11 protein-coding genes are annotated in these 11,213 nt (G+C 71.3%); 6 read left to right on the top strand and 5 right to left on the bottom strand.

Annotated features, from left to right (window positions below; translation table 11 throughout):
• The first annotated feature begins 2 nt into the window (after window positions 1-2).
• Window positions 3-380 (top strand): YchJ family protein, encoded by a 378-nt coding sequence (locus tag ACTWPW_RS26220; RefSeq protein ID WP_443170188.1) that lies wholly within the window; start codon window positions 3-5, stop codon window positions 378-380.
• Here the strand turns inward: ACTWPW_RS26220 and ACTWPW_RS26215 are convergent.
• From ACTWPW_RS26215 to ACTWPW_RS26195, 5 genes are all read right to left on the bottom strand, one after another.
• Complete coding sequence (locus ACTWPW_RS26215) at window positions 362-1,210, bottom strand: SAM-dependent methyltransferase (RefSeq protein ID WP_443170187.1); 849 nt, start codon at window positions 1,208-1,210, stop codon at window positions 362-364. The two genes, ACTWPW_RS26220 and ACTWPW_RS26215, sit on opposite strands and share 19 nt — an antisense overlap.
• Before the next feature lie 71 nt (window positions 1,211-1,281).
• Window positions 1,282-2,277: a LacI family DNA-binding transcriptional regulator gene (locus tag ACTWPW_RS26210; RefSeq protein WP_443170186.1), complete on the bottom strand. Its 996-nt coding sequence runs from the start codon at window positions 2,275-2,277 to the stop codon at window positions 1,282-1,284.
• Window positions 2,274-3,152 (bottom strand): carbohydrate ABC transporter permease, encoded by an 879-nt coding sequence (locus ACTWPW_RS26205; RefSeq protein WP_375114070.1) that lies wholly within the window; start codon window positions 3,150-3,152, stop codon window positions 2,274-2,276. The genes ACTWPW_RS26210 and ACTWPW_RS26205 overlap by 4 nt, the downstream gene beginning before the upstream one ends.
• Entirely contained in the window at window positions 3,152-4,036 is an 885-nt protein-coding gene (locus tag ACTWPW_RS26200; protein WP_375114069.1) for a carbohydrate ABC transporter permease, read from the bottom strand. The genes ACTWPW_RS26205 and ACTWPW_RS26200 overlap by 1 nt, the downstream gene beginning before the upstream one ends.
• Complete coding sequence (locus ACTWPW_RS26195) at window positions 4,033-5,349, bottom strand: ABC transporter substrate-binding protein (RefSeq protein WP_375114068.1); 1,317 nt, start codon at window positions 5,347-5,349, stop codon at window positions 4,033-4,035. Before ACTWPW_RS26195 ends, ACTWPW_RS26200 begins: the two co-directional genes overlap by 4 nt.
• Before the next feature lie 180 nt (window positions 5,350-5,529).
• On the opposite strand from ACTWPW_RS26195, the gene ACTWPW_RS26190 reads away from it, so the two are divergent.
• From ACTWPW_RS26190 to ACTWPW_RS26170, 5 genes are all read left to right on the top strand, one after another.
• The gene (locus ACTWPW_RS26190; RefSeq protein ID WP_375114067.1) at window positions 5,530-7,527 is read left to right on the top strand and encodes a beta-galactosidase; all 1,998 of its coding nucleotides are present in this window, start codon (window positions 5,530-5,532) and stop codon (window positions 7,525-7,527) included.
• 9 nt (window positions 7,528-7,536) lie between these two features.
• Entirely contained in the window at window positions 7,537-8,643 is a 1,107-nt protein-coding gene (locus ACTWPW_RS26185) for a glycoside hydrolase family 53 protein (protein WP_375114066.1), read from the top strand.
• 68 nt (window positions 8,644-8,711) lie between these two features.
• Window positions 8,712-9,173 (top strand): RrF2 family transcriptional regulator, encoded by a 462-nt coding sequence (locus ACTWPW_RS26180; protein WP_443170185.1) that lies wholly within the window; start codon window positions 8,712-8,714, stop codon window positions 9,171-9,173.
• Window positions 9,174-9,303: 130 nt separating this feature from the next.
• Window positions 9,304-10,494, top strand: coding sequence for a globin domain-containing protein (locus tag ACTWPW_RS26175; RefSeq protein WP_375114064.1), 1,191 nt, complete (start codon window positions 9,304-9,306; stop codon window positions 10,492-10,494).
• Window positions 10,495-10,548: 54 nt separating this feature from the next.
• Complete coding sequence (locus tag ACTWPW_RS26170; protein ID WP_375114063.1) at window positions 10,549-11,187, top strand: nitroreductase family protein; 639 nt, start codon at window positions 10,549-10,551, stop codon at window positions 11,185-11,187.
• Window positions 11,188-11,213: the final 26 nt, after the last annotated feature.

Genomic DNA, 11,213 nt, shown 5'->3' with positions numbered 1-11,213 from the left:
GCATGCCTCCTCGTACGTGTCTCTGCGGCCTGCCCGCCCCCTACCAGGACTGCTGCGGCAGGCTGCACCGGGGCGAGGCGGCGGCCACCACCGCCGAGCAGCTCATGCGCTCCCGCTTCAGCGCGTTCGGCGTCGGGGACGAGGCCTATCTGCTGCGCACCTGGCACCCCTCCGCCCGCCCGGCCACCGTCGGCCTGGACAGGAGGGTGAAGTGGGTACGGCTGGAGGTGCTGGAGACCAGCGGCGGCAGCGTCGTGCACACCGAGGGCACCGTCCGCTTCCGCGCCCACTACCTGGACCGGGGACGGCCCGGCGAGATGGAGGAGAACAGCCGGTTCGTGCGCCACGAGGGCCGCTGGGTCTACGCGGGAGTGGCCTGACCCTTGCGGCCGACCGCCCCGACGAAGGTGTGGTAGGTGATGCCGGGCTCGGCCCGGTCGTCGGAGTCCGGCCGCCACTCCGGGAGCGGCACCAACCCCGGCTCCAGCAGCTCCAGCCCGTCGAAGCAGGCGAGGATCTCCGCGCGGGTCCGCCACCGGCCGGTGCCCAGCGTCTCGTTGAAGATCTTCTCGGCCGCGAACGCCTGCCGAGACACCTCCGGATGGGCCAGGCCCGGGTTGTGGAAGTGGGAGACGGCCAGGTAGCTGCCCGGGGCCAGGCGGTCCACCATGCGGCGGGCGATCCCGGCCGGGTTCTCCTCGTCGGCCAGGTGGTGCAGGATCGCGAACATCAGCAGGCCCACCGGCCGGTCGAAGTCGATGAGGCGCCGGACCTCCGGATCGTCGATGATCCCGTCGGGGTCCCTCAGGTCGGCCTCCACGACCGTGGTGGCGTCGTCGTCCACGGCGAGCAGGGCGCGGCCGTGCACCAGGACGGTCGGGTCGTTGTCGACGTAGACGACGCGGGCGCCGGCGGTGGCCGACTGGGCGATCTCGTGGACGTTGCCCTGCGTGGGCAGCCCCGAGCCGATGTCCAGGAACTGGCGGATGCCGGCCTCGGCGGCCAGGTAACGGACCACCCGTCCGAGGAACTCCCGGTTGGCGCGGGCGGCCTCCGGGGCGTCGGGGGCGATCTCGAGCGCCAGCTCCGCCATGCGGCGGTCGGCCTCGTAGTTGTCCTTGCCGCCGAGCATGAAGTCGTAGACGCGGGAGACATTGGGTTTGGTGGTGTCGATGTTCCCCGGCGCCCGCTCCCGCTCGTAACCAGCCATCGCAGGCTCCTTCGGGTACGTCAGCTGGCGTGATCGTACTGCGGAAACTCCGGCAAGAGGGGCAAAACACCTCAGGCCGACTCGCGGATCACCAGCTCCGTGGGCAGTATCACCGGATCGACGTGCTCGGCCCCGTCGATGAGGGCCAGGAGCAGCCGCATCGTCTCCTGGGCCATCTCCGCCAGCGGCTGCCGGATCGTGGTCAGCGGCGGATGGGTCGAGATGGCCACCGAGGAGTCGTCGAAGCCGCCCACCGCCACGTCGTCGGGCACCCGGCGGCCCGCCGCGCGCAGCGCGGCGAGCGCCCCGGCCGCCATCAGGTCGGAGGCCACGAAGACGGCGTCGATGTCGGGCGCCCGCTCCAGCAGCTCCGTCATCGCCCGCTCGCCGCTGGCCTGCGTCCAGTCGCCGTGCGCGATCAGCTTCGAGGTCGCCTTGCGCCCGAGCACGTCGGCGAAGCCCTCCAGCCGCTGGATGCCGCCCGGCGTGTCCATGGGGCCGGTGATCATGGCGATCCGCCGGCGGCCGAGGGAGACGAAGTATTCGGTCATCTGGCGGGCGCCGAGCCGCTCGTCGGCGGCGGCGTACGGGATGACGGTCTCGCGGCCGATGACCGCGCCGCAGGAGACCGCGGGCGGGCCGGTGCGCAGCGCGTCGAGCAGCGGGTCGCCCGCGTGCGTCGAGACCAGCAGCACCCCGTCGGCGTGGCCGCCGCGCACGTAGCGCACCACCCGCTCGCGGTCGCCCTCGTCGCCGGCCAGCATCATCACCAGCGACAGGTCGCGCTCGGCCAGCATCCTGATGGCCACCCGGATGAGCGTGCTGTAGTTGGGGTCCTCGAACAGCTTCTCGTGCGGCTCGGACAGGACCATCACGACCGAGCCGGTGCGCTGCGTGACCAGGCTGCGGGCGGCCCGGTTGACGATGTAGCCGGTCTGCGAGATGGCCCGCTCGATGGCCACGCGCGCCGCGGGGCTGACGTATTTGTCCCCGTTGAGGAGGCGGGACACCGTGCCGCGGGACACGCCCGCAGCGGCGGCGACGTCGTGGATCGTAGGGCGCTTCACTTCACGGCTCCGGAGGACAGGTCGGTCTTCCAGTATCGCTGCATCGTGAGGAAGAGCGCGATCAGGGGCACGATCGACAGGAACGCGCCCGTGAGGATCAGGTTGTAGAGGGCGGGCTGGTTCGCGCCGGCCGCCAGCAGCGTGTAGAGGCCGACCGTGAGCGGGAACTTGCCGTCGTCGCCGAGCATGATGAACGGCAGCAGGAAGTTGTTCCAGATCGCCACGAACTGGAACAGGAAGATCGTCACCATGCCCGGCACCATCAGCGGCATCGCCACCCGCGACATCAGCCGCCACTCGCCGGCCCCGTCGATCCGCCCCGCCTCCAGCAGGGAGTCGGGGATGGCCGCGGTGGCGTAGATGCGGGCCAGGTAGATGCTGTACGGGTGCAGGATCTGCGGCAGCAGCACGGCCCAGTGGCTGTCGGCCAGGCCGATCTTGGAGAACAGCAGGTACTGCGGGATCGCCAGCACCACGGCGGGCACCAGGATGCCGCCGATGAGCAGGTTGAAGATAGCGTCGCGGCCGGGGAAGCGGAATTTGGCCAGCGCGTACCCGGAGATCGCCGAGACCGCCGTGGACAGCAGCGCGCCCCCGCCAGCGTAGATCAGCGTGTTGCCGGCCCAGAGCCAGAACACCCCGTCCCGGTAGGCGAACAGCTCGGCGACGTTGTCGAGGAAGCCGGTGCCGAAGGAGAGCGTCGAGGTGCTGAACAGCTCGGCCGGCGACTTGGTGGCCGCGATCAGCACCCAGGCCACCGGGAACAGGCAGTAGAGCGCGCCGATCAGCAGCAGCGCGGTCGGCACGGCGCCGATCGGCCGGCCCGCGCCCACGCGGGCCCGGCGGCGTGCGGGGGTCGCGGTGACCGTGACCATCAGCCCTCCCCGAAGGCGCGGTTGCGGACCACGCGCAGGAATCCGAACGACAGGACGAGCGAGACCGCCGCGATGACGATCGAGGTGGCGGCGGCCGAGTACAGGTCGCCGGTGACGAAGGCGTCGCGGTAGACCTTCATGAGCGGGCTCCAGGTGGAGCTGATCGTGTTGGTCAGCGGGCGCAGCGTGGTGGGCTCGGTGAACACCTGGACGGTCGCGATGATCGAGAACACGGTGGTCAGGATGATCGCCGGGGTCAGGATCGGGATCTTGACACGGACGGCGATCTGGAACTCGGAGGCGCCGTCGAGCCGCGCGGCCTCGTACAGGTCGCGCGGGATCGCCCGGAGCGTGGTGTAGAGCACGAGCATGTTGAAGCCGACCCCGCCCCACACCGCCACGTTCGCCATGGAGTACGTGACGGTGGTGGCGCCCAGGAAGTCGATGTCCAGGAGCTCCCTGATCGGGCTGAGCGAGGGCAGGTAGAGGAAGCCCCACAGCAGCGTGGCCGCCACTCCCGGCACCGCGTACGGCAGGAAGATCGCGATCCTCGAGAACCGGGCCAGCCGCACCCGCGCCGAGTCCAGCAGCAGCGCGAACAGCAGCGCCAGCCCCAGCATCACGACCAGCACCAGCGCGCCGTACCCGAGCACCCGCAGCCACCCGCTCCACAGCTCGCCGTCGGCCAGGGCGGCGGCGAAGTTGTCGAACCCGACGAACACCTCCCGCCGCGCGCCCCTGCCCAGCCCCAGCCCGGAGACCTTGGTACGGCGCGTCGCCAGGTAGACGGTGTAGCCGATGGGCACCGCGAGGAACAGCGTGAACAGCACCATCGCGGGGGTCAGGAAGAGATACGGCCAGACCCCCCGTTCCGAGCGCTTCATGACGCGAGCTGGAAGCCGGCCTTGCGCATGTCCGCGACCGTGGCGTCCTGCATGGCCCGCACGGCGTCGGCGAACGGGGTCTTCGCCTGCAGCGCCTTGTCGAAGCCGTCCCTGAAGGCGTTGTACGTCACGCCGACGTTCGGGCCGAAGGTGAACCCGCGGGCCCCGGCGGACACGGCGGCGGCCTGCTGCCAGAAGTCGGGCTGGCCGGCGAAGTACTCGGGAGCCGCGCCGAGCGCCGCCTGCGCCTTGGTCGAGGCCGGGTAGATCGCGGCCTCCTTGACGAGCAGGTCGATGGCGGCGGGGTCGGTGTTGAGCCACGTGATGAACCGGGCGGCGGCGGCCTTGTGCGGGGTCTTGGCCGACACGGCCGTGGACGAGCCGCCCCAGAAGCCGCTGTAGCTCTCACCGGCGTTCCACTGCGGCAGCGGCGCGACGGCCCACTTGCCCTTGGCCTTGGGCGCGTTGCTGGACAGCACGCCCGGCGCCCAGATCGCCGACGGCCAGGTCAGCAGCTTGCCGTCGTTGAGCGCCTTGTTCCAGTCCGGGGTGAAGTAGGGCATGTCGTCGATGGCGCCCTCCTTGACCAGGCCGTCCCAGTAGTCGGCGACCTTCTTCGTGGGCTCGTCGGCGATGTTCACCTTCCACGACTCGCCGCTGATCGACCACCACTGCGCCCCGGCCTGCTGCGCCAGACCTGTGAACGCTCCCGGATCCTTGCTGGAGAACGTGCCGAGGTACGCCTTCGGGTCCTTCTTCCTGACCGTGCGGGCCGCGTCCCCGTACTCCTGCCAGGTCTTGGGGACCGCGATGCCGTACTTGTCGAACAGGTCCTTGCGGTAGAAGAGCATCATCGGGCCGCTGTCCTGCGGGACGCCGTAGACGGACTCGGTGCCCAGCGTCACCAGGCCCCACAGACCCTCGGTGAACTCGCCCTTGATCGCGGCGGTCTCGGCCTTGAGGTCGGCCACCGCGTCGGCGGCGATGAAGGACGGGAGGTGCTGGTACTCGGCCTGCACCAGGTCGGGCGGGTTGCCGGCCTTGGCCGCGGTGAGGAACTTGGCCGCCGCGTCGTCGCCGCCGGCCTGCTTGCTCACCGTCACCTGGATGTCCGGATGGGCCTTGTTCCAGACCTCGACGATCTTGTCCATGTTGGGGGCCCAGGTCCAGTACGTGAGCTTGACCGGACCCTGGGCGGCGGCCGTGGGGCTCTGCGCCGCCTCGGTGCTCTCGACGGGCTCGCTGGAGCCGCAGCTCGCGAGGGTGGCCGTGAGTGCGACGGCCAGGGCTGCTCCAAGGCGGGGGGCGCGCATGCGTACCTCCAGAGGGTTCTGTGAACGTGCACAGAGTGGAACAGCGCCGAAACGGTCGTCAAGGGGTCGTTACGTTCTCGTTAATCTCCTGCAAGAGCGTGAAATTAGCGGGCAACGGTTCCCAAGCAGGCCCGGTCAGCCTTACTGTGCACGTTCACAGAAGTATTTCGAGGGGGATGGATGTATCCGGAGCGTCCTGCCGGGATCGCCTTTGGCGGCGACTACAACCCGGAGCAGTGGCCGCGCGAGGTCCTGGAAGAGGACGTGGCCCTGATGCGCGAGGCCGGGGTGAACCTGGTCAGCCTGGGCATGTTCTCGTGGACGCTGATGGAGCCCGCGGAGGGGCGCTACGAGTTCGGCTGGCTGGACGAGGTCATCGACCGGCTGCACGCGGCCGGCGTCGCGGTCGACCTGGCCACCCCGACCGCCGCCCCGCCCGCCTGGTTCGTGGCCGCGCACCCCGACGTGCTGCCGGTGACCAGGGAGGGGCTGCGGATCGGGTTCGGCGGCAGGCAGAGCGCCTGCTCCAGCGCGCCGGCCTTCCGGGAGGCGACCGCGCGGCTGGTGCGGGCGCTGGGCGAGCACTACCGCGGCCATCCGGCCGTGGTCATGTGGCACGTGCACAACGAGTACGGGGCCCCGCTCGGCGAGTGCTACTGCGGGCACAGCGTGGCGGCGTGGCGGAGGTGGCTTGAAGCCACATATTGCGATATTTCCGCATTGAACGATGCCTGGGGCGCCACGTTCTGGGGCCAGACGTACACCGACTGGTCCGAGATCGACGCCCCGCGCGCCAACCACACGGTCGTCAACCCGGCCCAGCGCCTCGACTACGCCCGCTTCAGCGACGGCCAGCACCGCGAGCACTACGCGCTGCAGCGCGACATCCTGCGCGAGCTGGCACCCGGCCTGCCGATCACCACGAACTTCGCCGGCACCGTGAACTGCAAGTCCACCGACCTGTGGCAGTGGGCCCGCGAGCTGGACGTGATCGCCAACGACCACTATCTCAAGGCCGAGCGGCCCGACAACCACATCGAGCTGGCCATGTCCGCCGACCTCGCCAGGTCCGTGGCGGGCGGGGCGCCGTGGATGCTGATGGAGCACTCGGCGGGCGCGGTCAACTGGCAGCCGCGCAACCTCGCCAAGCGGCCCGGGGAGATGCGCCGCAACAGCCTGGCGCACGTCGCGCGCGGCTCGGACAGCGTGCTGTTCTTCCAGTTCAGGGCCTCGCGGTTCGGCGCCGAGAAGTTCCACTCGGGCATGGTGCCGCACGCCGGGACGGACTCCGAGCAGTGGCGCGAGGTCGTGCGGCTGGGCGCCGACCTGCGGCGGCTGGCCGGTCTGCGGGGCAGCCGGGTGCGGGCCGAGGTGGCGATCGTCTGGGACTGGGAGTCGTACTGGGCGCTGGAGCTGGACTGGCGGCCGTCGGTGGACCTGACGTTCCGGGAGCGGGTGGACGCCTTCTACGAGGCGTTGTGGCGGGAGCACGTCACGGTGGACTTCGTCCACCCTTCCGCCGATATTTCGGGATATCGGGTGGTGGTGGCGCCGAGCTCGTACCTGCTGACCGAGGCCTCCGCCAAGAACCTGCACCGGTACGTGGAGGCGGGCGGGAACCTGCTCGTGTCGTACTTCTCCGGCATCGTGGACGAGTACGACACCATCCACCCCGGCGCCCACCCCGGCGCGCTGCGCGAGCTGCTGGGCCTGTCGATCGAGGAGTTCCACCCCCTCCGCGAGCACGAGACGGTGGCGCTGACCGGCGGCGGCCCCTCCCCGGCCAGGGCCCGCGTCTGGTCCGAGCGGATCCGCCCGGCGGGCGCGGTCGCCGTCCGGGACTTCGCCGACGGACCCGATGCCGGCCACCCCGCCTTCACCCGCCACGACCTGGGCGCCGGCACCGCCTGGTACCTCGCCACCGCGCCGGTCACCGGCCTGCGCGACCTGCTCGCCCAGGTGCTCGACCGCGCGGAGGTGTCCCGCCCGCGCGGCCTGCCCGACACCCTCGAACTGGTGCGCAGGGGCGCCCACGTCTTCCTGATCAACCACGGCGACCGGCCCGTGACGGTGGAGGGGGTGAGCGGCGTGAGCGTGTTCGACGGCGCACGGCACGACGGGCCGGTCACCGTCGAGGCCGGAGCGGTCACGGTCGTCGTGGAAGCCCCCCAACCCTAGGGAGACCCGATGAAACGGTTACTCACCGCGCTGCTGCTGGTCACCGCCCTGGCCGTGGCACAGCCGGCCCAGGCGCAGGCCGGCCCCGGCCGCCTGCAGATCAGGGGCGCGGACGTCTCCAGCCTGGCCAAGTCGGAGGCCTTCGGCGGCGTCTACCGCGACGCCCGCGGGCGCCAGGGCGACGCGCTGCGGATCCTGTCGCAGGCCGGGCTCAACTACATGCGGCTCAAGGTCTGGGTGAACCCGGCCGACGGCTACAACACCAAGACGCAGGTGCTCGCGGTGGCCAGGCGGATCAAGGCGCTCGGCATGGGCCTGCTCGTCGACTTCCACTACTCCGACACCTGGGCCGACCCGGGCAAGCAGTTCAAGCCGGCCGCGTGGGAGCCGCTCCCGTTCGACCAGCTCAGGCAGGCCGTGTACGACCACACGTACGACGTGCTCGACGCGCTGCGCCGCCAGGGCACCACGGCCGACATGGTGCAGGTCGGCAACGAGATCAACGGCGGCCTGCTCTGGCCGGACGGCTCCAACGCCAACTGGGCGAACACCGCCGCGCTGCTGAACGCCGGCTACGACGCGGTCAAGCGCGTGTCCGGCTCGACCAAGGTCGTGCTGCACCTGGCCAACGGCGGCGACAACGGCCTCTACCGGTGGTGGTTCGACAACGCCGCCGCCCACGGCATCCGGTACGACGTGATCGGCCTGTCGTACTACGCCTACTGGCACGGCACGCTGGAGGCCTTCCAGGCCAACATCAACGACGTGGCCACCCGGTACGGCAGGCCCGTGGTCGTGGTCGAGACGGCCTACCCGTTCACCACGGCCGACGACGACGGCTGGGAGAACATCATCGTCTCCGCGGAGCCGTACCCCGGCTACCGGGCCACGCCGCAGGGCCAGTCCGCGATGCTGACCAGGGTGGCCGACATCGTCCGCGCCGTGCCGAACGGCCTGGGCCTCGGCCTGTTCACCTGGGAGGCCACCTGGACCGGCGTCAAGGGCAACGGCTGGGACCCGGCCGACCCGGCGTCGGGCAACGGCTGGGAGAACCAGGCGCTGTTCGACTACGCCGACCGGGCGCTCCCGGCGATGTCGGTGCTCGGCCGCCTCTGACGCCGTCCCCCGGGCTGCCCCGGTCCTGACGGGCGGGGCAGCCCGCGCCGGCGCCTACCGTAAGAAATATGCGCCTGACCGCCTTCACCGACATCTCGCTGCGCCTCGTGATGCGCCTGGCCGTGGCGCGCCCGGACGAGCTGCTGACCACCCGCACCGCCGCCGGCATGCTGGCCGTCCCCTACACCCATGCCGCCAAGGCCGTGGCCAGGCTGAGCGAGCTGGGCGTGGTGGAGGCCAGGCGGGGGCGGGGCGGCGGGCTCCAGCTCACCGAGGCCGGCCGCGGCGCGTCGGTCGGGAGCCTGGTGCGCGGCCTGGAGGCCGAGGGCGACGTGGTGGGCTGCGAGGACGACCCGCCGTGCCCGCTGCGGGCGGCCTGCCGGCTGCGTTCCGCGCTGCGCCAGGCGCAGGAGGCCTTCTACGCCTCGCTCGACACGATCACGGTGGAATCCCTGGTCGGCACCCCCACCGGCCCGGTCCTGCTGTCCCTCACGGCACCCGCCGACACGACCGCCCCACGGACCAAATAATATGAATCTCAGATGCAAATTAATTTGGTCTGGGTGCTTCATGCTGTCCCCCGAAGCCGCGGCCGTCGTCCGGGACGCCCGCTCCGCCGTATGAACCCCAGACACTCATTCAGCTGTGTGGAGGTTCATCATGCTGTCCGCCAAAGCCGCGGAGCTCGTCCGTGCCACCCTGCCCGTCGTCGGGGCCGAGCTGGAGACGATCACGGCGCGGTTCTACGACACCATGTTCGCCGACCATCCCGAGTTGCTCGACGGCCTGTTCAACCGCGGCAACCAGCGCAGCGGCGAGCAGCGCAAGGCCCTGGCCGGAGCGGTGGCGGCCTTCGCGGGCGCGCTGCTGGCCAACCCCGGCGAGCGGCCCGACGCGCTGCTGGCGCGCGTCGCCCACAAGCACACCGCCGTGGGCGTGACCGACGACCAGTACGTCATCGTGCACAAATACCTGTTCGGGGCCATCGCCGAGGTGCTCGGTGACGCGCTCACGCCCGACATCGCGGCGGCCTGGGACGAGGTCTACTGGCTGATGGCCGGCGCGCTGATCGCCATGGAGGCCCGCATCTACGCCGAGGCCGGGGCACGCGACGGCCGGACCTGGCGCCAGTGGCGGGTGGTCGAGCGGCGCGAGGAGACGGCGGACGCGATCTCCCTGGTGCTGCGGCCGATCGGCGACGAGCCCGTGCCGCCGGCCCGGCCCGGACAGTACGTCAGCGTGCGGGTGACCATGCCCGACGGCGTGCGCCAGCTCCGGCAGTACACGCTGTCCGGGCACGGCGGCGACGGCTGCCGCAGCATCACGGTCAAGCGGGTGCGCGGCGACGGGCAGCCCGATGGGGAGGTGTCCTCGCTGCTGCACGCCACGGTCAAGGTGGGCGACGAGCTGACCCTGTCCGCGCCGTTCGGCGACGTGTCCCTCGAGGACGGCGACGCGCCGCTCGTCCTGGTCTCGGCGGGCATCGGCTGCACCCCGATCGCCGCGATGCTGCGCCACCTGGCCGACACCGGGTCCACCCGCCGGGTGCTGGTGCTGCACGGCGACCGCTCCAGGGACGGCCACGCGCTGCGCGCGGACATGGAGCGCCTGACGGACGCGCTGACCGACGGCGAGCGCGTCTTCTGGTACGAGGAGGGCGAGCACGAGACGGCCCGCCCCGGGCGGATGGACCTGGACGGCGTCGAGATCCCCGAGGGCGCGGTCGTCTACATGTGCGGGCCGGTCGAATTCATGCGCGCCGTCCGCGGCGGGCTCGTCGAGGCCGGGGTGGCCCCGCGCGACATCCACTACGAGGTGTTCGGCCCGGACCTCTGGCTCGGCGCGGCCTGACACGCGGCGACGGGTGGTCTGGAGCGGACGTCCGGATATGGGCATGATGACCACATGATGATCTCAGCCGACGAGCTGCTCACCACCACCCGAAGCGTGCGCAAGCGCCTCGACCTCACCCGTCCCGTCCCGATGGAGCTGGTACGCGAGTGCCTGGAGATCGCCCTCCAGGCACCCACCGGGGGCAACTCGCAGGGCTGGCACTGGATCGTGGTGACCGACCCCGAGCTGCGCAAGGCCATCGGCGGCTACTACGCGCGATCCTGGCAGGCGTACTACGGCTCCGGCGGCGGGGCGCGCTCGCTGTTCAGGGACGACCCGGTGCGTTCGGCGGCCCAGGAGCGGGTCTCCGACAGCGCCGCGTACCTGGCCGACCACATGAGCGAGGTGCCCGTGCTGGTGATCGGCGGCATCACCGTGCCCGGCGGGCTGCCCGAGGGCAACCAGTCGGGGCTGTGGGGCTCGCTGCTGCCGGCCGCGTGGAGCTACATGCTGGCCGCCCGCGCCCGCGGACTGGGCACCGCCTGGACCACGCTGCACCTGGCGTACGAGAGCGAGGTCGCCGAGCTGCTCGGCATCCCCGGGAACGTCCGGCAGGGCGTTCTCCTGCCCACCGCGTACTACACCGGTGAGACGTTCCGTCCCGCCAACCGCCAGCCCCTGGACGAGGTGCTCCACCTCGACCGCTGGTAACCCCCGCGGGGCGGGGGCACAGTGGA

This window comes from Nonomuraea sp. KM90 (genome assembly GCF_052246675.1).
GTDB lineage: Bacteria > Actinomycetota > Actinomycetes > Streptosporangiales > Streptosporangiaceae > Nonomuraea.
This window is presented reverse-complemented; position numbering and strand designations above follow the sequence as displayed.